Genomic DNA, 20,162 nt, shown 5'->3' with positions numbered 1-20,162 from the left:
CCATGACTTACCCCAAGGGACCCACCCCGCCCGATTCGCCTGAGCTTTCGCGCGGTGTCGTTCCCTCGCCTGACCTGCCGGCGATCGAGACCGAGGTTCTCGCGTTCTGGAAGGACGACGACACCTTCCAGGCGTCGATCGACAATCGCGAGGGCGCACCAGAGTGGGTCTTCTACGATGGGCCGCCGTTCGCGAACGGGCTTCCGCACTACGGGCACCTTTTGACCGGCTATGCCAAAGACCTCTTTCCGCGATTTCAGACCATGCGCGGCAAGCAGGTTCACCGTCGGTTTGGTTGGGACACCCATGGTCTGCCGGCCGAGCTTGAGGCGGAGCGCCAGCTCGGAATCACCGACAAGAGCCAGATCGAGAAGATGGGCCTGGCCGCCTTCAACACGGTAGCCCGCGAGTCCGTGTTGAGGTACACCCTCCAGTGGCAGGAGTACGTCACCAGGCAGGCCAGATGGGTGGATTTCGAGAACGACTACAAGACCCTCGACATCACCTTTATGGAATCGGTGATCTGGGCATTCAAACGCCTGCACGACAAGGGACTCGCCTACGAGGGCTTCCGAGTGCTGCCGTACTGCTGGCGCGACCAGACACCGTTGTCGAACCACGAGTTGCGCATGGACGACGACGTGTACAAGATGCGCCAGGACCAGACCGTGACCGTCACCTTCCCGCTGGTCGGCCAGAAGGCAGAATCGCTCGGCCTGACCGCCGTGCGTGCGCTGGCCTGGACGACGACACCCTGGACACTCCCCACCAACCTGGCGCTCGCGGTCGGCCCCGACATCGAATATGCCGTGGTACCGGCAGGCCCGAACGGCACACCGGATGCGACGGTGCAGCGAGAAAGCACGGTGCAGCGAGACGAGGACCACCCTTCGTCGACGTCGCCCATCAAAGTTCTCGGTGCCGAGTACCTTCTCGCGATCAACCTGGTCGGCAGCTACGCAAAAGACCTGGGTTACGAGTCGGCCGACGAGGCGCGCGCCGCCGTCTCCCGCACGGTCACCGGCCGGGAGCTCGAGGGGGTCTCGTACGACCGCCTCTTCGACTACTACGCGGACACAGAGGCCTGGGGCACCCAGAATGCCTGGACGATCCTCGTTGCCGACTACGTCACCACGGAAGACGGCACCGGAATCGTGCACCAGGCGCCTGCGTATGGTGAAGAGGACCAGAAGGCGTGCGAGGCCGCAGGCATCCCCGTCATCATCTCTCTCGACGACGGTGGCAAGTTCCTGCCGAGCGTTCCAGAGGTGGCCGGCCTGCTCTGGTCTGACGCCAACAAGCCGCTGACCCAGTTGCTGAAGGCGGAAGGTCGGCTGATCCGGCAAGCCAGCTATGAGCATTCGTACCCGCACTGCTGGCGGTGCCGCAATCCGCTGATCTACAAGGCCGTCTCGAGCTGGTTCGTGCGGGTCACGGATTTCCGCGACCGCATGGTCGACCTCAATCAGGAGATCACCTGGGTGCCGGAGAACGTCAAAGACGGCCAGTTCGGCAAATGGATCTCGAACGCGCGCGACTGGTCGATCAGCCGCAACCGATTTTGGGGCTCCCCGATCCCGGTCTGGAAGAGCGACAACCCGGAGTACCCACGCGTCGATGTCTACGGCTCGCTCGACGAGCTCGAAGCCGACTTTGGAGTACGACCGAAGGATCTGCACCGGCCGTACATCGACGAACTCACCCGCCCGAACCCGGATGACCCGACCGGGGCTTCCACCATGCGCCGGATCCCGGATGTCTTCGACGTCTGGTTCGACTCCGGGTCGATGCCGTTCGCCCAGGTGCACTATCCGTTCGAGAACCAGGAGTGGTTCGACAGCCACAATCCGGCTGACTTCATCGTCGAGTACATCGGCCAGACCCGCGGCTGGTTCTACATGATGCACGTGCTCTCCACCGCGCTGTTCGATCGCCCTGCCTTCAAGAACGTCGTCAGCCACGGCATCGTGCTCGGCAGCGACGGCCAGAAGATGTCGAAGTCGCTGCGCAACTATCCAGACGTCAATGAGGTCTTCGATCGCGACGGCTCAGACGCGATGCGCTGGTTCCTGATGAGCTCCCCTGTGCTCCGCGGAGGAAACCTGATCGTGACGGAGGAGGGAATCCGGGAGGGGGTTCGCCAGGTTCTGCTGCCCCTGTGGAGCACCTGGTACTTCTTTTCACTCTACGCCAATGCGTCAGGCGCTTCGGGCTATGAAGCCACCTGGCGAACCGACTCGACAGACGTACTCGACCAGTACCTCCTGGCCAAGACCCGAGACCTGATCGAGGAGGTCACGCTCGACCTTGAGCAGCTCGACAGCACACTGGCAGCTGCGAAGCTCCGAGATTTTGCCGACGTGCTCACCAACTGGTACGTGCGCCGTTCCCGTGACCGCTTCTGGGTTGGCGTCACGGAGGATGGGGAGGGTTCCGAAGCCTTCGATACCCTCTTTGCCGTGCTGGAAACGGTCACCAGGGTTGCGGCTCCGCTGTTGCCGCTCATCACCGAGCGGATCTGGCAGGGCCTGACGGGCGGGCGCAGCGTGCACCTGACCGACTGGCCGGACGCCTCCCGTTTCCCGGCCAACCCTGAGCTGGTCGTCGCGATGGACCAGGTGCGGGCGATCAGCTCCACCGCGCTCTCGCTGCGTAAGCAGGCCGGGCTGCGGGTTCGGCTTCCCCTCGCGAACCTCACCGTTGTGACGCAGAACACTGCAGCACTCGCCCCATTCGACGGCATCTTGCGCGACGAACTGAACCTGAAGCGTGTCACCCTCGTGGAACTCGCCCAGAACAGCGCAGCCGAGTACGGCATCACCTCGAAGTTGACGGTGAACGCGCGTGCAGCCGGCCCGCGGCTGGGCAGGAATGTCCAACAGGTCATCCAGGCGGCGCGCTCAGGGGACTGGAGCGAAGTCGACGGCATCGTGACAGCTGGGGGAGTCGAGTTGGCAGCCGGCGAATACGAGCTCGAGCTCTCGGCGACGGGCGGGTCGGCCAGAGACACCGCACTCTCCCTGCTGCCGGGAGGCGGGTTCGTGCTTCTGGATACGGCGATGACGGCCGAACTTGAAGCGGAGGGCTTCGCCAGAGACGTCATCCGTGCCGTTCAGGACACCCGTAAGTCGGCGGGTTTCGACGTGAGCGATCGCATCCGTCTCGACCTGGTATTCGATGACGCAGCGGATTACGACGCCGTCGGCTCGGCTGAAGGTGTCGATATCGCGGCAGAGACGCTGTCAACGGCATTCGCCACGCATACGGCGCCGGCTGAGGCGCACGGGGTGCTCCCGTCGGAATGGCTTCCGTCGCTGCTGCACGCGACGGTCGAGCATTACGTACGCTTTGAGGGCGGCCGTTACGCAAACCGCGGTGCGTTCATCGTGGCCGTTACCAGAGAGAACGGAAAGAGCCATGTCTGAGAACGACCAGCCGGCAGACGACCGGCGCGAGGCAGGGGACGCCGTCTATCAGGCACTCCTCGAGCGCGTCGGTGAAGTCGCCCCTCGGCCGCGTCTCGAACCGACCAGACGGGCGGTGGAGTTGCTCGGCGACCCGCAGACCGCCTATCCGATCATCCACATCACGGGGACGAACGGAAAGACCAGCACCAGCCGGATCGCCGAGAGCATCCTGCGTGCGTACGGCCTGCGGACCGGAATGCTGACCAGCCCGCACCTGGTGCGACTGAATGAACGAATCATGATCGACGGATCTCCGATCGATGACGAGGCACTCGCCACAAACTGGGACGACATTCAGCCGTACCTTCAGATGGTCGATGCCGAACTGGTCGATGCCGGCGACGAGCCGCTCACCTTCTTCGAGGCGCTCACCGCGTTGGCTTTCGCCAGTTTTGCGGATGCGCCGGTGGATGTCGCCGTGATCGAAGTCGGCATGGGCGGGGAGTGGGACTCCACCAATGTGGCAGACGGGCAGGTTGCCGTCTTCACTCCCATCGCACTCGACCACACCGCACGGCTCGGCAATACCATCGCGGAAATCGCCCGCACCAAGTCGGGCATCATCAAGCCGTCGGTCGCCATCGTCACTGCCGCCCAGACGCCGGAGGCCCAGGCAGAATTGGAGCGCGCGGCCGAACTGACCGAATCGACGCTCGCGAGCGAGGGGGAGGAGTTCGCGTTGATTGAGAGCCACGTTGCCGTTGGTGGCCAGCTGATCTCGGTCAAGGGAATCGCGGGAACATACTCCGACTATTTCCTGCCCTTGTACGGGAGGCACCAGGCCCACAACGCCGCTGTTGCGATCGCGGCCGTTGAATCCTTCCTCGGCTCCGGCACGCAGCCGCTCGTCGGGGATCTCCTTGCGGAGGGCCTTGGGACGGCGACCTCGCCCGGTCGGCTGCAGCTGGTGGGGATCGAGCCGAGCGTCATCGTCGATGCGGCCCACAACCCCCACGGGGCCATTGCCCTGGCAGATGCGCTTGACACGTATTTCGACTTTGACGAGATTGTCGCCGTGGTGGGAATCCTCGCCGACAAGGATACCCATGGCATCGTCGCGGCGCTCCAGCCGCAGGTTGCGGAGTTCTTCGTCACCCGCTCCCACTCCGACCGAGCGATTCCTGCCGACGACCTCGCGGAACAGGTTGCCGGCTGGGTCGGCACCGATTCCACTCGCAGCTTTGACGACCTGGAGGAAGCTCTGGAAGCAGCGAGGGACTGGGCACGTGAGTCACCACGCAGGGCGGTTGTCGTCGCAGGCTCGGTCACCCTGATCGGCGAGACCATCGCCATCGCCGACAACGGGGGGTGGATGACACCGTGACCGGCCCACAGTCCCAGCCGGCGGCATCCGTGCCGCGAGCGGCGCCACGCTCTGTCAAGCGTTCGCTGGCGACTATCGTGCTCGGGTTCGAAACCATCGTCGTCTTCCTCGCAGCACTTGTCGTGTTCGGACTCCAGGCGCTGCCTGCCGTTCCCGCCCTCGTCGGCGGGGGCGTCGTGTGCCTGGCGCTCCTGGCGACCATCGCGCTATTGCGCTTCGAGTGGGCCTATGTGATGGGCTGGATCCTCCAGGCCGTCATCGTTGCCACCGGATTCCTGAATCCGGTGATGTATTTTGTCGGAGCATTATTTGCCGCCATGTGGGTCTACTGCATGATCAGCGGATCGAGAATAGATCATCAGAAGGAGATCGCGTGAGCACCCAGATTGAAGAGACCCTGGTATTGGTGAAGCCGGACGGAGTGGCTCGCAGTCTTACCGGAGAGATCCTGCGCCGCATCGAGGCGAAGGGGTATTCCCTGGTCGATGTGAAGTTGCTTCAAGCAGACCGTGAACTGCTGGCGAAGCACTACGCCGAGCACGAGGGCAAGCCGTTCTACGAGCCGCTCGTCGAGTTCATGGAGAGCGGCCCGATCGTCGCGTTCCGGGTTGCGGGCAACCGCGTCATTGAGGGCTTCCGCGCCCTGGCCGGCACGACGGACCCGACAACCGCCGCGCCGGGCACGATTCGTGGCGACCTCGCTCGTGACTGGGGCCTCAAGGTGCAGCAGAACCTGGTGCACGGCTCTGACTCGCTAGAGTCGGCAGCGCGTGAGCTCGCCCTCTGGTTCGACTGACCGCTCGGCGATGGCTGACGAGATCAGATCCGGCTCAGGACATCCATCTGGAGCTGAGCGATCACGGCGACCACCAGGTAGCAGGCGAGCGTGATGAGCAGGAGCCAGGAATACGCGCCTCCGGCGAAGCGACGAACGGATGCCGTTGAAGGAATATGTCTCGATTTCACGTTGTAGAACGTCACGGCGAGGAATCCCGGAATGGTGACGGCCCAGGTCACCATGCACCACGGGCAGAGCACGTCGAGCAGAAAGATGCTCTGGTAGATAAGCCAGATCACGAAGGTGACGGCAGCGGTCATGCCGAGGTTCAGGCCGATCCAGAACCAGCGGGAGAAGCGCGCATTGGCCAGGATCGCCATCCCGATCGTGATCACCACGCTCCACGCAGCGACGCCGATCAGTGGGTTGGGGAATCCGAAAACCGACCCCTGCCAGGCCGACAGGTTGGTGCTACAGCCCACCAGCACGCTGAAGTTGCAGGACAGCTGAGCATCGGGATCCTCGAGGAGAGCGAACTTGTCGAGGGTGAGGACGAAGGCCGCTGTCAATCCGATCAGCCCGGCGATCACCAGGAAGACAGCGAGGCCGAAGGGCCGTTCACGCGATTTGGTCGGGGACACTCTGGCGATTATGCCATGCGCGTCGGCGCGGCGTCCTGAGAATGCATGCGATAATCAAGGAAGTCGATCGAGCCGCGCTCGAACCGACGCCAGAGAAGCTTATGGGGCCACGATGCCCTGATTCATTGGTCCCACGACCAAAGGTATTAGCAGCCAGAGCGTACGCCGGTTGCGTCAGAGAAGAATTTGTGGGGCTTTCGCCGCGGCGAAACCCCACCCGAGAGAGTAACCGGACGGGCGGCGCGGTCGCCCAAACCGGCCAAGGAGTGCACCAGTGATGGTGGAAGACAACGAAAACAAGAAGCGCAAAGGCCTGTTCGGCTCTCGCAAGAGTTCCCGTCGAAATGTGCTCGCCCCGCCGGAGAAATCGGCGACGCCCGCACCCGGCGTCGAGGCTCCGCCGGAACCCATTGCTGCCGAGCCGACTGCGGTGCGCGAGGCCGCGAAGCACGCCGCCCCGGAATCCGTGGCAGACGACGCTGCCCCAGGTGACATCGCAAGCACAGAGCACCCAACCGCAACCCAGGTAAGCGCCCCCCAGACGACCGCACCTGATGTGAAAGCACCTGATGTGACCGCCCCGCAGGCGACAGCACCTCAGCTGACAGCGCCCGACGGCGAGGTCACGGCGGAGGCTTCCCCGCAGGCCGCCGTCCGTCGGCCGACCACGTCGCTCATCTTCCAGGCTCCCGACATCCTGCCACTCCCGGCGCGACCGGGAAACGATCACGACGACGATGACGATGACGATGAGCCGTCGACGATCCGCCGCCGTGCACGCCGCCGTTCCGGTGAGGAGAACCGGTCCGGTTCGGATGACCCGGCCAACACCGTGGTCAAGGTGCGTTCCCCCCGTGAACCAGAACTGATCACCGAGCCGCAACGCATCAAGGGTTCGACCAGGCTCGAAGCCAAGAAGCAGCGTCGCAGGGATGGCCGCGATGCCGGTCGCCGCCGACCCGTCATCACCGAAGCCGAGTTTCTCGCTCGCCGAGAGTCGGTGGACCGCTCGATGGTGGTGCGTGCCAAGCACAACAAGATCCAGATCGGTGTGCTCGAAGACGGCGTACTGGTTGAGCACTACGTCGCCAAGAACCAGGACGCATCGCTCATCGGGAATGTGTATCTCGGTCGTGTGCAGAACGTACTGCCAAGCATGGAAGCGGCCTTCGTCGACATCGGTCGCGGACGAAACGCAGTGCTGTATTCGGGTGAAGTCGATTGGGATGCCGCCTCGGAGAAGGCAGCGAACAGCAACCAGGCGAGGCGCATCGAACTCGCTCTCAAGCCAGGTGACACGGTTCTGGTGCAGGTCACAAAAGACCCCGTCGGTCACAAGGGCGCGAGACTCACCAGCCAGGTGTCGTTGCCTGGCCGGTACCTGGTCTACGTGCCGAACGGCTCGATGAACGGAATCAGCCGCAAGCTGCCAGACACCGAGCGTGCCAGATTGAAGAAGATCCTCAAGGAAGTCCTGCCGGAGAACGTCGGCGTCATCGTGCGCACGGCCGCAGAAGGCGCGACAGATGATCAGCTCACGCTCGATGTCAACCGTCTCACCACACAGTGGGCGTCGATCAGCGAACAGGTCGATTCCGTTCAGGCGCCCGCGCTGCTGCACAGCGAGCCCGACCTGCTGATCAAGATCGTGCGCGATGTCTTCAATGAAGATTTCCAAAAGATGGTGATCTCCGGCGACGAAGCGCAGGGCACGATTGAGTCGTATGTTCGCCAGGTCGCCCCCGACCTTCTTGAGCGCGTTCAGAAGTACGAAAGTGACCGCGACGCATTCGATGAGTACCGCATCTCTGAGCAGATCGAGAAGGCGCTCGACCGCAAGGTCTGGCTGCCGTCGGGTGGATCGCTCGTCATCGACCGCACAGAGGCGATGACCGTCGTCGACGTGAACACCGGGAAGTTCGTGGGGTCGGGTGGCAACCTCGAAGAAACGGTCACCAAGAACAACCTCGAGGCCGCTGAAGAGATCGTGCGCCAGCTGAGGCTCCGGGATATCGGCGGGATCATCGTCGTCGACTTCATCGACATGGTGCTCGAGACCAACCGCGACCTCGTGCTGCGCCGCCTGATCGAGTGCCTGAGCCGCGACCGCACGAAGCACCAGGTCGCCGAGGTCACCTCCCTCGGGCTGGTGCAGATGACAAGGAAGAAGCTGGGACTCGGCTTGCTCGAATCCTTCAGCGAGAACTGCGAAGTCTGCGCTGGACGCGGCATCGTCATCCACCACGATCCCGTCGTCAAGCACCGCCAGTCCGCCCAGCCGCCACAGGAGCGTCGTGGCCGTGGTCGCTCCGGTGGAAACGGCGGAAACGGGAACGGGAACGGGAACGGGCCTTCGAATGGGAATGGTCATGCGAACGGGAACGGTAACGGCCAGACGGATGCAGCCAAGGCCGGCGCTGGCACCCACGGGATCACCGAGGACGCGAAACACGCCCTGGCCCTGATCGCCGCGAGCACACTGCATCCGGCGACCGGAACCATTCCCGTGATCGCTGCCGACGATTCGTCCCGCCAGGCGGGCCGAAACGATTCGCCGGCCAGGAACGAGCCTGTGGAAGACATTCCGCAGGAGACGGATGCGCCGCAGAAGTCGGCACAGGAACAGGCGGAGCATGATGTCGCTATCCTCGACATCCCCGTCAAGAAGTCGTCGCGCGGCAAGCGCACGGTGAGCAAGCAGGTCACAGATCAGTTGCTCGACTCCGTTCTCGATGCACTTCCTGAGCCGAAGCAGCCAGGTCAGGGGCGTTCGCGCAGTCGCCGGGTGTCAACGGCCGGCGGGTCGACCCAGGGCTCTACATCGATCGAGCGTCCGAGTTCGGGTTCACTCGACTGACAACCGGATACGGCCGGTCAGCGCCCTCTGCGCTGCCTGGCCGTCACCCGGAGGCCGCTGGCCCTCAGGCGAGTGACAAGTTCTCGATTGCTCACCGGTACGGCACCGGCAGCCACGAGGGAGTCGTAGCGGCTCTCTGGCACGTCGTAGTGGTCGACGTCAAAGCTTCGAGGCGGGAGGGCATTCCGCTCTGCAAACTCATGCAGTTCGTCCAGCGACGTGTCGCTGACCAGGTGCGACCACACGGTGTTGTGGGCCGGCCAGGCGGGATGGTCGATCAACACGGTCATACCCGAAGTCTAAAACCACGGGCCGACACGCGGGTGCTCTCGGTTTGACCGGAATGCAGCCGATCAGCTAAAGTTGACCGTTGGTGTGCGTTGGACTGTAATCCGCGCGATTGCCAAGGTTTTCTGATAGCGACGGGCCGGTCTGGCCCGTTTTACCCAGTGACTTTCCATAATAGGAATCGGGGCCTTTCCGGCTCCCCAGAGATAGGTACGTAAAGTGGTTTACGCAGTTGTGCGCGCCGGTGGCCGGCAGGAGAAAGTAGAGGTCGGGACCATCGTCACGATGGACCGAATCAAGGCTGATAAGGACGGTAACGTCGAATTGGCCGCCGTGCTTCTCGTCGACGGTGAGACCATCACGTCTGACTCGAAGTCGCTGGCCAAGGTCAAGGTCACCGCCGAGGTCTTGAACGACCTCCGTGGCCCGAAGATCGTCATCCAGAAGTTCAAGAACAAGACCGGATACAAGAAGCGCCAGGGGCACCGTCAGGAGCTCACGCGCGTCAAAGTCACCGGCATCGCCTAAGGCCTGAGGAGCAGAACAGATGGCACACAAGAAAGGTGCGAGTTCCACTCGCAACGGTCGTGACTCGAATGCACAGCGCCTCGGCGTGAAGCGTTTCGGCGGTCAGGTTGTCGGCGCGGGCGAGATCATCGTGCGCCAGCGTGGCACCCACTTCCACCCCGGCGTCAATGTCGGCCGTGGTGGAGACGACACGCTCTTCGCACTTGAGGCCGGTTCGGTCCAGTTCGGTGCAAAGGGTGGTCGCAAGGTCGTCAACATCGTGGTGGCGGCCGAATAGGCATCCACTGATGTGAACGTGAGGGCGGGCTTCGGCCCGCCCTCACGTTTTTTGAACCAGTCGTTTCAGAACCGAAGCGTCGCCTGAAAGGGGCATCCCATTGGCCACATTCGTTGACCACGTCACGCTGCATCTGAGGGCGGGCAACGGCGGAAACGGCTGTGTTTCTGTCAAACGGGAGAAGTTCAAGCCCCTGGCCGGCCCCGATGGCGGAAACGGTGGGAACGGCGGCGACATCGTGCTTGTCGCCGACCCACAAGTGACCACCCTGCTCGGCTATCACCGTTCGCCGCACCGAAGTTCGGGAAACGGTGGCCCGGGCATGGGCGACCATCGCAACGGCGCCACCGGCGAGACCCTTGAGCTCTCTGTGCCCCTCGGCACTGTCGTCAAAGATGCTGAAGGCACAGAGCTCAGCGATATGACGGTGCCGGGTTTTCGGCTGATTGTCGGCCCCGGCGGACAGGGCGGGCTCGGCAACGCCGCCCTGTCCAGCACCAAGCGCAAGGCCCCCGGGTTTGCGCTTCTGGGCACATTCGGCTGGGAAGGCGATGTCCAGCTTGAGCTGAAGACAGTCGCGGACGTCGCGCTGGTTGGTTACCCGTCTGCCGGAAAGTCCAGCCTGATCGCGGCGATGTCCGCGGCCAGGCCCAAAATCGCCGACTACCCGTTCACGACGCTGCACCCCAACCTGGGCGTCGTTCAGGCCGGCGAGGTGCGATACACCGTCGCAGACGTGCCGGGGCTCATCGAGGGCGCAAGCGAAGGCAAGGGACTCGGGCTCGAATTCCTCCGCCACGTTGAACGCTGCACGGCACTGCTGCATGTTCTCGACTGCGCCACCCTCGAACCGGGACGCGACCCGCTGAGTGACCTCGACGTCATCCTCACGGAACTGGCGGCCTATCCGGTGCCAGAGGGTCAGAAGCCATTGCTCGAGCGCCCGCAGCTGATCGCGTTGAACAAGATCGACGTTCCGGAGGCACGCGACCTCGCGGAGTTCGTGCGCGGCGATCTCGAGGAGCGTGGCTATCGGGTGTTCGAGATCTCGACCGTCAGCCACGAAGGCCTGAAGCAGCTGAATTATGCCCTCGCGGAGACAGTCGAAACCGGCCGCGCGGAAGCCATCGAAGCCGAATTGGTCAAACCGCGCATCATCATCCGGCCCAAGGCCGTCGATGACGGGGGGTTCCTGGTTCGGGTCGAGGGCGGAACCTTCGGCAACATCTATCGGATCCTCGGTGCAAAGCCAGAGCGCTGGGTGCAGCAGACCGATTTCACGAATGACGAGGCGGTCGGCTTCCTGGCCGACCGGCTTGCCAAGCTCGGCGTTGAGAACGAGCTATTCAAGGCCGGTGCCGTGTCCGGATCCACCGTCATCATCGGCCCCGGTCACGGCGTCATCTTCGACTGGGAACCCACCCTCACCTCAACGGCGGAACTCATCACCGCCCCCCGGGGAACGGATGCCAGGCTCGACGAGCCACGTCGCCGCACGAGCAACCAGCGCAGGGAAGAGTACTTCGGCAGGATGGACGCAAAGGCCGCGGCTCGCGCAGAGCTCATTCGCGAACGCGAGGCCGGGTTGTGGGCCGCTGATGGCGAAGAGTTCTCCGGCGAGCAGGACGGTGCAGAGCAGGACGGTGCAGAGCAGGAGGGCGCCCAGCAGGAGAGCGCCAAACAGGAGAGCGCCACGCAGGCCGGCACGAACAAGGAGAGCGACGCCGAGTGAGCATTTCGCGGCGAGATCAGATCCCGCTGGCCAGGCGCATCGTCGTCAAGGTCGGTTCGTCTTCGATCAGCGGTGCGAACGCCGGTCAAATCGCCCCCCTCGTGGATGCTCTCGCCAAGGCGCACGGCCGCGGTGCTGAGGTCGTGCTGGTTTCTTCTGGCGCCATCGCCACCGGGATGCCCTATCTCCAGCTCGATAGCCGGCCGACCGACCTGGCTACGCAGCAGGCGGCCGCATCCGTTGGACAGAACCTGCTCATCTTTCGATACCAGGACAGCCTCGATCGCTACGACATCGTTGCTGGGCAGGTTCTGCTGACCGCGGGCGACCTGGAGAACCAGACCCCTCGGAGCAACGCGCAGCGGGCGATGGAGCGGCTGCTGTCGCTGCGCATCCTGCCCATCGTGAATGAGAACGACACCGTTGCAACCCACGAGATCCGGTTCGGAGACAACGATCGCCTTGCGGCCCTTGTTGCGACGCTGGTGCATGCCGAGCTCCTGGTTCTCCTCAGCGACGTCGATGCCCTGTACACCAAGCCGCCGAACCTGCCTGGGGCAGAACGGATCAACAACGTGTCTCCGGGCGATGAGCTGGCCGGTGTCGAGTTCGGCGAATCGAGCGCATCCGGCGTCGGCACCGGGGGGGCAGGCACCAAGGTGTCGGCCGCGCGCATTGCCGCCGAAGCGGGTACAGCGGTGCTCGTGACGGGAACAGGGCTGGCTTCCGAGGCGCTGCGTGGCGCCGACGTCGGCACCTGGTTCGAGCCCACCGCCGCGTCAGAGGCCGCCGCCCTCCCGTAAACTGGCGGCATGGCCGACTCCGCTTCCGCTGCATCCGTTCTGCTCCCGACCCTTGAGGCCGCCAGGGCCGCGTCGCTGTCGCTGGTCACAGCCACCACGCAGGTGAAAAACGAGGGGCTGGGTGCGATCGCCGCAGGGCTCGCCGCGAACGTCGACCGGATTGTCCAAGCGAACCGGCACGACCTCGAAGCCGGGGCGGCAAACGATATCGGCGCCGGCCTCCTCGACCGGCTCGCACTTGACGAGACCCGAGTTCGCGCACTGGCCGACGCCGTACGCGAGATCGTGGTCCTCGCTGACCCGGTGGGAGAAGTGGTTCGCGGGAGCACCCTTCCGAACGGCGTCGGGATCAGCCAGGTGCGGGTGCCTTTCGGCGTCGTCGGAGCGATCTATGAGGCCCGCCCGAACGTGACGGTCGATATCGCCGCACTCGCGCTGAAGAGCGGTAATGCCGTGGTGCTCCGTGGCGGATCGGCGGCCGAGAACTCGAACAAGGTTCTGGTCGACGTGATCCAGGATGCGCTTGAGTCGGTCGGTCTTCCCCGCGAATGCGTGCAGACAATCGACCAGTTCGGCAGGGAAGGGGCGAAACTGCTCATGCAAGCGCGTGGGTACGTCGATGTCCTGATTCCGAGGGGGAGCGCAGACCTCATCAACACCGTCGTGGCCGAATCGAAGGTGCCGGTCATCGAAACCGGCGCTGGTGTCGTTCACGTCTTCCTCGATGAGAGCGCGACCCAGTCGTGGGCGATCGATATCGTGCACAACTCCAAAGTGCAGCGCCCGAGCGTCTGCAACGCGCTGGAGACTCTCCTCGTGCATGAAAATGCGGCAGAACGGCTTCTGCCGGGTGTGCTGGCGAAGCTCACCGCATCTGGTGTCACCATCCACGCCGATGAACGCACGCTGGAACTGTATCCGGATGCCGTGCCGGCCACAGAGGACGACTGGGCCTGCGAATACCTGAGCCTCGACCTCGCCGTTCGCGTCGTCGCGTCACTGGACGACGCCATGGAGCACATCCGTCGCTATTCGACGCGGCACACGGAGGCGATCGTCACGAACGACATTGTCAACGCCGAGCGTTTCCTGAACGAGGTGGATTCCGCCGCCGTCATGGTCAATACCTCGACCAGGTTCACCGACGGCGGAGAATTCGGCTTCGGCGCCGAGGTCGGCATCTCCACCCAGAAGCTGCACGCCCGCGGACCGATGGGGCTGCCCGAACTCACGAGTACAAAATGGGTCGTTCGAGGAGCAGGCCACGTGCGCGCCTGAACCGCTGCGAATCAGCGGCCTACTAGGATGGTGAGGGTGGCGCGAGCCCCGAACGCGCGTTGAACGGAGAAGAACCGATGTCATTCCTGACCACTGTGCTGGCGGAAACTGCTGTGCTGGCCGAGGCGGGACACGTCGAATTGCCCATGCCGACCTGGGCATATGGTGCGATCGCTCTGGCGATCTTCCTTGCGCTCGGTATCGTTCTGTGGACCTGGCGTGATGTCGCGAATCGGCACCAGGCGAAGGGCAAGGCGTACGCGGCCGCACATGGCGGCGGTACGCATGACAGTCCTGAACACGGCGGGCACTGACGGCGCTGAGTTCGTGACTGAGCCAGAACGTCGTCCACGCATCGGCGTGATGGGTGGCACATTCGATCCCATTCACCACGGTCACCTGGTGGCGGCCAGCGAGGTCGCCCAGAGCTTCGACCTCGACGAAGTGATCTTTGTTCCCACCGGCCGGCCGTGGCAGAAGCAGGACGCCAGTAAAAGCGAACACCGTTACCTGATGACCGTGATCGCCACTGCGTCCAATCCTCGCTTCACCGTCAGCCGCGTCGACATCGATCGGAATGGCCCGACCTACACCATCGACACGCTGCGAGACATCCATGCTGAACGGCCAGACGCCGAATTGTTCTTTATCACCGGTGCGGATGCGATTGCGCAGATCCTCGGCTGGAAAGACGTTCAGGAACTCTGGGATCTCGCTCATTTCGTCGCTGTGAGTCGCCCGGGACATGAGCTGAGCGTTTCAGGATTGCCGAACCAGGACGTAAGCTTGTTGGAGGTCCCGGCCCTTTCGATCTCATCCACCGATTGCCGGGCACGGGTCAATCGGGGCTTCCCGGTCTGGTATCTGGTTCCTGACGGGGTCGTCCAGTACATCACGAAGCACCATCTGTATCGGAGTGTGGCATGACGTTGGGTAACGACCCGCAGTCAGAGACGCCACCATTGACGCCAGTACCACTGACGCGGCGGCAAGCCAGGGAGCGTGCGCGCGACCAAGACTTGGAGCTGAGTCCAGAACAGCAGGCCGCGGAAAAGCAGGCCGCAGAACAGCAGGCCGCAGAACGGCAGGCCGCGAACGCGGCCCCAAAACCGTCCCGCCGCGCGGGTACCGACTCCGCCATTCAGGCGGGCGACACACCCGAGTTCATCACCCCTCAGGCACACGTCGAAGCTGCGTCAGTAGAAGCTGCACCAGCAATATCTCCTGCACGAGCGGCCTCCACGACGCCGGTGTCGAGCTTTGCTCCCCGGTCGGCAACCACGCAGATTGATCCGGCGCCTCAGGGGATGCCAACGCCGGAGCGCACTCTGACCCGCAGGGAGTTGCGGGCGATGAAGGCGATGGAAGACGCCGAAACCGGCGCTCAACAGGTCATCGATGACGGCGCCTCGGAAACAGCTAACGACGCTCCGGATGGACATCCGTCTGCCTGGAACGGCGACCGAGGTGTTGACCCGAGTTCGCACTCAGACTCGCATACCCAGGTCATCGACGGCGGCCAGCCGTTCGACCAACTGATCTCGCGAGGTGTCGGGGCCGGCGGAATACCGACCACGTCCAACGCTCTCATCCTTCCTTCGGTCCCACAGCAGGGAACCCGATCTGGTCCTCTGACGAGCACTGGTGAGATCTTGATCACGGGTTCCATCGACCTGCCGCGGAGTCTCGGGGCGACCGGGCAGCACCCGAACCACTTCGACTCGTCGGAGATGGACCATATGCTCGATCAACTCGATGAGGGAACGGCGACATCTTCCGTTGCGCCCGTGAGCGCAAGCCGCGCTGTGAGTACTCACACGTCGACGCGTGGCGTGATGACACCACCCAAGAAGAGCGGCGTTTCGCTCCCGTCGGTGCTCGCGATCACGGCTGCCGTGCTGGCTGCCGGTGTGGTGGCTCTCTTCATCGTCGGCTATATGCTCAAGATCTTCTAATGCCACAACCGACGGCACCCTTCGCCGTTTCGGCTCCATCATGCCTGCTATCAACAGCCCAGCTTCCCAAGACTTCGAGGTTTATTCGATGACCGCTTCCGCCCATGCTCTCGAGCTTCTCACCGTGGCTGCGCAGGCCGCCGACTCTAAAGCGGGGGAGGACCTGGTTGCGCTCGACGTATCGGGTCCGCTGCCGCTTGCCGACGTCTTTCTCATCGTCACCGGAGGATCGGAGCGTAATGTCATCGCGATTGCCGGCGAGATCGAAGACAAACTGATTGAGGCAGGCCACAAGCCGCTTCGTCGTGAAGGCCGCGCGGAGGGTCGTTGGATTCTGGTCGATTTCGGCGACCTCGTTGTGCATGTTTTCCACCAGGAAGAGCGGATGTACTACGGGCTGGAACGTCTCTGGAAGGATTGCCCCGTCATTCCACTCCAGCTGCCGGCGCGCGAGAGCCGGTAGTGCGTTTCAGTTTCGCGTTGAGTCGGTTCGTGTAGTAATCTGAGCAAGTTGTTTCGAAGTAATTCGAAGTAAAACCGGGGTCCATGGCGCAGCCCGGTAGCGCACCTGCATGGCATGCAGGGGGTCAGGGGTTCGAATCCCCTTGGATCCACAAACGCAAGAAAGCCCGGCACGAAGTGTCGGGCTTTCTTGCGTTTAATGACCACAGCGATTCGAGGAGGAATGAGGGCGGAGCCCGAATGACGGGGTCCCCTTGGATCCACAAACGCAAGAAAGCCCGGCACGAAGTGTCGGGCTTTCTTGCGTTTAATGACCACAGTGATTCGAGGAGGCGCGAGGGCGGAGCCCGAGCCGGACGCCTCAGCTTGTGGGTGTGACCTGGCTCACCCGGCTCCGGTCCGGCGCGGCGCTCGTGCGGGAGCGCGCCGAGAACGCGCCGCTGACAATCACCGCTCTTGTGCGCGTCAGGAAGCGGGGGAGCGTCGCGGCGAGGGCATTGAGGCGTCCAGACTGCACGCTCGGCCTGCGCCCGCTCTCGAGCGCGCGCATCGCTATATGAACCACTTGCTCCGGGGTCTGATAGTTGCCGTGATAGGCACCGCCGTCGAGATCGTCGAAGAACTCCGTTCGGGTCAGGCCCGGCGCCAGGGAGAGTACGCGCAGGCCCGTGCCGCGTGATTCGACCCACAGTGCCTCCGTGAAGCTGAGGACGAATGCCTTACACGCTGAGTAGACCGCCATGCCCGGACTCGGAGTGTAGGCGACCAGGCTTGCGACGTTGACGAGGATGCCGATGCCGGCGCTGCGCAAAGGGTCGATGAAGGCGCGAGTGATGTCGACGAGGTTCGCGACATCCACGTTGATCTCGTCCGCGAGCAGTTGCGGGTCTTCCTCGTGGAAGGGGCCATCGGTTCCGAAGCCGGCGTTGTTCACGAGACCCGTGACCGGGATGCCGCGTTCAGCCAGATTTGCGGCGAGGGCACGGCCCGCTCCCGGCACGCTGAGATCGAGGGAGATCACCGTGACCCGGACGCCATGGCTCGCCTCAAGTTCGGAGGCGAGAGTCTGCAGGCGGCCCTGTCGTCGAGCAACGAGAATGAGATCGGAACGGCGGCGGGCCAGTTCGCGAGCGAAGGCTTCGCCGATTCCGGAACTGGCGCCGGTGACGATTGTGGTCTGGTGGGAGAAGTCGAGTGCAGTCATGCTTGCACTATATGCACTATATGCACTATATGCACTATATGCACTATATGCAATACCTTGCACTCCGTGCAACCTCAGGCGTCGAGTGCGAATGAATGTACACTGAACGAATGGTAACCCCGCCCAGTCTTCGCGAACGCACACGTCGTGCGGTTCACGCGGAGATTACCGAGACGGCCATGCGACTCTTCGCACAGAATGGCTTCGACGCGACGACCGTCGACCAGATCGCAGCCGCTGCCGGTATTTCTCGCCGGTCGTTCTTCCACTATTTCGGAAGCAAAGAAGACCTCGTTCTCGGCGACACCGACGCCCTCGGCGAGTCGGTTCGCGCCGCACTCGAAGCGCGCCCGGCCCCGGAGTCCGCCTGGACGGCGATTCGGGCGGCGTTCCTGACGCTGCAATCTACCGAGAATACGTCGGCAGAGAGGCTCGCCCTCGCCGGGATGTACCACGATGCCCCTTCGCTGCGCGCGAGGCATTTGGAGAAGCACCTTCGCTGGCAAGCGCTTCTCGCCCCCGAGGTGCAGCGCCGTCTGGGCCTGCCTGATTCCGTGACACCTGATCCGCGCGCGCGCGCCTTTGTCGCGGCGGCACTCGCCTGCCTCGACGCCGCGGTTGACGCATGGTACGAGTCGAGTGGCGCTGCCGACCCTGCGCAGCTGTTCGACGAGGCGATTGCCACACTCCGCGCCTAGCCGACACTGCCTGTGTCCGTCAGTTGGTGTCGCGGTCGTGGCCGGCGCGAGCCTCGCGCTCGGCTCGCTCGAAGGCACGCGAGGCCGCTTTCCTCTCGCGCTCCAGGCTTCGCACCTCTCGGCTCAGGTCTGCTGACTCCTCCTCGAGCGCCGCGATGCGGTCGCGCAGCGAACCGAGCTCTTTTGTAACCTGTTGCCTCTGCGTGGCGAGGTCATCGATCTGCCCTTCGATTTCCCCCAGATCGCTTCGCGCGGCATCGGCTTTGCGATCGGCTTCCTCGGCTTGCTCACGCAGCTCACGGGCTTCACTCGCTTCGCGCCGTTGGCGTTCCACATCCCGCTCTTTCGCCGAGCCGGACTTCCTTTTCTCAGCCGCCACTTTCGGGCCCGACGCCTTCTTCGGATCGGACCTTGACCCGGCCACGTCATCCTGGCGGGAGATGCCCAGCCCCTCCGGCGGGACGGCGACAGCACCCGAGAGATCGACAGGTTCCCATCCGGTGCCGGTCAGCGTGCGGATCAGGCGACCGCTCTGCACGGCGATTGCGGCATCCGGATCGGTGAGCGCTGCCTGCAGTGTCTGCCCCACCTCGTCGATGGCGGTGTTGCTTGGCTTCTTCCCGAGTTCCTCGGCAACGGAGCGCGCCTGCGTGCCGAGCGCGGCAACGAGCTTCTGGCGCTGTCGGGTGAGCTCACGCAGTTGCACGGGATCGAGTTCCTTCTGAGCCTGACGAAGCGAAGCGCCCAAATCGATCAGCTGGTCGACCTGATCACCGCTGTGCCGCACGAGCATATTGACCGCCCAAGCGGCCGCAGACGGTTTGGTCAGTTCGCCAATCCTGACTGCGAGATCCTTATCGCCGGAGTCACGAGCGGCTTTCGCCCGCGCGTTGCGCGCGGCGACGAACTCATCGGACGGAAGGGCGTAGAGCTCATTGGCCACGCTCACCAGGTCTGTCGTCACGGCGCGATCATCGCCTTCCCTGCATGTCTTCACTCTACGCATGGCTGTGTCGGGGAAACTTGATTACGGATGCTGGGCCGTGCATCATTCAGTCAAGCCAGCATTCAGACAAGCCAGCATTTAGACCAGCCGCCGAGGGGAGACCAGAATGGGGTTCGTCGACGAGAGCGGTGATCCGTTGCGGGTCATTCCGCTCACGCAAGCTCCTGCCGACGGTCGGTATTTCCAGCTCGTTCGTCGAATCGGCTTCCGTGAATCTGACAGGGGAGAGATCTACTGGGCGCCGGCACACGTTCCAGCTGTCGACCCACAGGACGGCAATCGTACTGATCTGGCTTCTGTCCCCTCAATGCTGTGGGGTTTCATCGCCTCATACGGGCGGCAGAGTGCGCCGGCGATCATCCACGACCATCGAAGCGACCTGGCGTCCAGGCTCGGGGGAGCCGGAGGTGCAGTGCAGCGGCGAGAGGACGATCGCATTTTGCGCGTCGGGCTTCGCCAGCAGAAGGTGCCTCTGCTGCGCGCCTGGCTGATGTGGACCTTCGTGTCGGTCCAGCGCTTCCAGCAGTTCCATCGACGCGCATTTGTTCTGCTGATAGCTCAGACGATTCTCGGCGTTGCCCTCAGCTACCTCGCCGTCGTCTTGGCGTTCGGCACGCCGCTCTGGCTGCTTACTCTGGTTGTGCCGGCCGCTGCGGCGCTTTTCTGGCGGCGGGATGCGGCCCTGGTCGTCTGGCTGAGCTACGGGCTGGCCGTGCTTGCGCCGCTCCTCGTGCTGCAGTTCTGCGCGATTGCGCCGTTCCGCCTGCTGGAGTTCCTGGCGCGCGAACTGATCGACCGCCCATTCCTGGACCGCACACCGGGGCCCGTCTACGGCCCATTCGCGAAAGGGCCATGATCGCGGAC

At 63.7% G+C, this 20,162-nt stretch carries 20 protein-coding genes and 1 tRNA gene; 17 read left to right on the top strand and 4 right to left on the bottom strand.

Annotated elements, in window-relative coordinates; all coding sequences use genetic code 11:
* Positions 1–2 precede the first annotated feature (2 nt).
* From ileS to ndk, 4 genes are read left to right on the top strand one after another with little or no spacing between them, the layout of a single operon-like run.
* Positions 3–3,425 carry an isoleucine--tRNA ligase gene (gene ileS / locus K323_RS0110475; RefSeq protein ID WP_022885238.1) on the top strand — a complete coding sequence of 1,141 codons (3,423 nt, stop codon included), beginning with the start codon at positions 3–5 and terminating at the stop codon, positions 3,423–3,425.
* Positions 3,418–4,791, top strand: coding sequence for a bifunctional folylpolyglutamate synthase/dihydrofolate synthase (locus K323_RS0110470; protein ID WP_022885237.1), 1,374 nt, complete (start codon positions 3,418–3,420; stop codon positions 4,789–4,791). The genes ileS and K323_RS0110470 overlap by 8 nt, the downstream gene beginning before the upstream one ends.
* Positions 4,788–5,168 (top strand): DUF4233 domain-containing protein, encoded by a 381-nt coding sequence (locus K323_RS0110465; RefSeq protein WP_033372876.1) that lies wholly within the window; start codon positions 4,788–4,790, stop codon positions 5,166–5,168. The genes K323_RS0110470 and K323_RS0110465 overlap by 4 nt, the downstream gene beginning before the upstream one ends.
* Complete coding sequence (ndk, locus tag K323_RS0110460; protein WP_022885235.1) at positions 5,165–5,587, top strand: nucleoside-diphosphate kinase; 423 nt, start codon at positions 5,165–5,167, stop codon at positions 5,585–5,587. The genes K323_RS0110465 and ndk overlap by 4 nt, the downstream gene beginning before the upstream one ends.
* A 23-nt stretch (positions 5,588–5,610) precedes the next feature.
* On the opposite strand, the gene K323_RS0110455 is transcribed toward ndk, so the two are convergent.
* The gene (locus K323_RS0110455) at positions 5,611–6,210 is read right to left on the bottom strand and encodes a vitamin K epoxide reductase family protein (RefSeq protein WP_022885234.1); all 600 of its coding nucleotides are present in this window, start codon (positions 6,208–6,210) and stop codon (positions 5,611–5,613) included.
* A gap of 277 nt (positions 6,211–6,487) precedes the next feature.
* Between K323_RS0110455 and K323_RS25385 the strand changes: the two genes are divergently transcribed.
* Positions 6,488–9,067 (top strand): Rne/Rng family ribonuclease, encoded by a 2,580-nt coding sequence (locus K323_RS25385; RefSeq protein ID WP_022885233.1) that lies wholly within the window; start codon positions 6,488–6,490, stop codon positions 9,065–9,067.
* 17 nt (positions 9,068–9,084) lie between these two features.
* Here the strand turns inward: K323_RS25385 and K323_RS0110445 are convergent, their stop codons facing one another.
* Complete coding sequence (locus tag K323_RS0110445; protein ID WP_022885232.1) at positions 9,085–9,357, bottom strand: DUF4031 domain-containing protein; 273 nt, start codon at positions 9,355–9,357, stop codon at positions 9,085–9,087.
* 217 nt (positions 9,358–9,574) lie between these two features.
* Between K323_RS0110445 and rplU the strand changes: the two genes are divergently transcribed.
* The 10 genes from rplU to K323_RS0110395 all read left to right on the top strand — a co-directional run bounded on the left by rplU (position 9,575) and on the right by K323_RS0110395 (position 16,542).
* Positions 9,575–9,883, top strand: coding sequence for a 50S ribosomal protein L21 (gene rplU / locus K323_RS0110440; protein ID WP_022885231.1), 309 nt, complete (start codon positions 9,575–9,577; stop codon positions 9,881–9,883).
* A 19-nt stretch (positions 9,884–9,902) separates the two neighbouring features.
* A complete protein-coding gene (gene rpmA, locus K323_RS0110435) occupies positions 9,903–10,160 on the top strand; it encodes a 50S ribosomal protein L27 (RefSeq protein WP_022885230.1) in 258 nt (85 codons plus the stop codon).
* A gap of 100 nt (positions 10,161–10,260) precedes the next feature.
* A complete protein-coding gene (gene obgE / locus K323_RS25380) occupies positions 10,261–11,892 on the top strand; it encodes a GTPase ObgE (RefSeq protein WP_022885229.1) in 1,632 nt (543 codons plus the stop codon).
* Positions 11,889–12,695, top strand: coding sequence for a glutamate 5-kinase (proB, locus tag K323_RS0110425; RefSeq protein ID WP_022885228.1), 807 nt, complete (start codon positions 11,889–11,891; stop codon positions 12,693–12,695). Before obgE ends, proB begins: the two co-directional genes overlap by 4 nt.
* A 9-nt stretch (positions 12,696–12,704) precedes the next feature.
* Positions 12,705–13,973, top strand: coding sequence for a glutamate-5-semialdehyde dehydrogenase (locus K323_RS0110420; RefSeq protein ID WP_022885227.1), 1,269 nt, complete (start codon positions 12,705–12,707; stop codon positions 13,971–13,973).
* A 77-nt stretch (positions 13,974–14,050) separates the two neighbouring features.
* Positions 14,051–14,287, top strand: a complete 237-nt coding sequence (locus tag K323_RS0110415; RefSeq protein ID WP_022885226.1) for a hypothetical protein — start codon at positions 14,051–14,053, stop codon at positions 14,285–14,287.
* Positions 14,259–14,900: a nicotinate-nucleotide adenylyltransferase gene (gene nadD / locus K323_RS0110410; protein WP_022885225.1), complete on the top strand. Its 642-nt coding sequence runs from the start codon at positions 14,259–14,261 to the stop codon at positions 14,898–14,900. The genes K323_RS0110415 and nadD overlap by 29 nt, the downstream gene beginning before the upstream one ends.
* Positions 14,897–15,928 carry a hypothetical protein gene (locus tag K323_RS28850; RefSeq protein WP_022885224.1) on the top strand — a complete coding sequence of 344 codons (1,032 nt, stop codon included), beginning with the start codon at positions 14,897–14,899 and terminating at the stop codon, positions 15,926–15,928. Before nadD ends, K323_RS28850 begins: the two co-directional genes overlap by 4 nt.
* An 88-nt stretch (positions 15,929–16,016) precedes the next feature.
* On the top strand, positions 16,017–16,391 hold the full coding sequence (rsfS, locus tag K323_RS0110400; RefSeq protein ID WP_026851519.1) for a ribosome silencing factor: 375 nt from the start codon (positions 16,017–16,019) through the stop codon (positions 16,389–16,391).
* Between the two features lie 77 nt (positions 16,392–16,468).
* A tRNA-Ala gene (locus tag K323_RS0110395) sits at positions 16,469–16,542 on the top strand.
* A gap of 209 nt (positions 16,543–16,751) precedes the next feature.
* Here K323_RS0110395 and K323_RS25370 read toward each other — a convergent pair.
* A complete protein-coding gene (locus K323_RS25370) occupies positions 16,752–17,594 on the bottom strand; it encodes an SDR family NAD(P)-dependent oxidoreductase (protein WP_022885222.1) in 843 nt (280 codons plus the stop codon).
* A 110-nt stretch (positions 17,595–17,704) separates the two neighbouring features.
* On the opposite strand from K323_RS25370, the gene K323_RS0110385 reads away from it, so the two are divergent.
* Positions 17,705–18,292 carry a TetR/AcrR family transcriptional regulator gene (locus K323_RS0110385; protein ID WP_033372864.1) on the top strand — a complete coding sequence of 196 codons (588 nt, stop codon included), beginning with the start codon at positions 17,705–17,707 and terminating at the stop codon, positions 18,290–18,292.
* A gap of 19 nt (positions 18,293–18,311) precedes the next feature.
* Here K323_RS0110385 and K323_RS25365 read toward each other — a convergent pair whose 3' ends face one another.
* Positions 18,312–19,256 (bottom strand): hypothetical protein, encoded by a 945-nt coding sequence (locus tag K323_RS25365; RefSeq protein ID WP_022885220.1) that lies wholly within the window; start codon positions 19,254–19,256, stop codon positions 18,312–18,314.
* Between the two features lie 148 nt (positions 19,257–19,404).
* Between K323_RS25365 and K323_RS0110375 the strand changes: the two genes are divergently transcribed.
* Entirely contained in the window at positions 19,405–20,154 is a 750-nt protein-coding gene (locus K323_RS0110375) for a DUF1353 domain-containing protein (protein WP_022885219.1), read from the top strand.
* Positions 20,155–20,162 lie beyond the last annotated feature (8 nt).

The sequence above is a fragment of the Glaciibacter superstes DSM 21135 genome (assembly GCF_000421145.1).
GTDB lineage: Bacteria > Actinomycetota > Actinomycetes > Actinomycetales > Microbacteriaceae > Cryobacterium > Cryobacterium superstes.
Note: the sequence above shows the minus strand (reverse complement) of the source record. Positions and strands in the feature narration are given on the sequence as shown.

What these genes read in the sequence shown, in the direction of transcription:
- ileS (WP_022885238.1), top strand. Translation starts at nt 3, where the DNA reads ATGACTTACCCCAAGGGACCCACCCCGCCCGATTCGCCTGAGCTTTCG.
- K323_RS0110470 (WP_022885237.1), top strand. Translation starts at nt 3,418, where the DNA reads ATGTCTGAGAACGACCAGCCGGCAGACGACCGGCGCGAGGCAGGGGAC.
- K323_RS25385 (WP_022885233.1), top strand. Translation starts at nt 6,488, where the DNA reads ATGGTGGAAGACAACGAAAACAAGAAGCGCAAAGGCCTGTTCGGCTCT.
- K323_RS0110445 (WP_022885232.1), bottom strand. Translation starts at nt 9,357, where the DNA reads ATGACCGTGTTGATCGACCATCCCGCCTGGCCGGCCCACAACACCGTG.
- rpmA (WP_022885230.1), top strand. Translation starts at nt 9,903, where the DNA reads ATGGCACACAAGAAAGGTGCGAGTTCCACTCGCAACGGTCGTGACTCG.
- K323_RS0110420 (WP_022885227.1), top strand. Translation starts at nt 12,705, where the DNA reads ATGGCCGACTCCGCTTCCGCTGCATCCGTTCTGCTCCCGACCCTTGAG.
- K323_RS0110415 (WP_022885226.1), top strand. Translation starts at nt 14,051, where the DNA reads ATGTCATTCCTGACCACTGTGCTGGCGGAAACTGCTGTGCTGGCCGAG.
- nadD (WP_022885225.1), top strand. Translation starts at nt 14,259, where the DNA reads ATGACAGTCCTGAACACGGCGGGCACTGACGGCGCTGAGTTCGTGACT.
- K323_RS28850 (WP_022885224.1), top strand. Translation starts at nt 14,897, where the DNA reads ATGACGTTGGGTAACGACCCGCAGTCAGAGACGCCACCATTGACGCCA.
- rsfS (WP_026851519.1), top strand. Translation starts at nt 16,017, where the DNA reads ATGACCGCTTCCGCCCATGCTCTCGAGCTTCTCACCGTGGCTGCGCAG.
- K323_RS25370 (WP_022885222.1), bottom strand. Translation starts at nt 17,594, where the DNA reads ATGACTGCACTCGACTTCTCCCACCAGACCACAATCGTCACCGGCGCC.
- K323_RS0110385 (WP_033372864.1), top strand. Translation starts at nt 17,705, where the DNA reads ATGGTAACCCCGCCCAGTCTTCGCGAACGCACACGTCGTGCGGTTCAC.
- K323_RS0110375 (WP_022885219.1), top strand. Translation starts at nt 19,405, where the DNA reads ATGGGGTTCGTCGACGAGAGCGGTGATCCGTTGCGGGTCATTCCGCTC.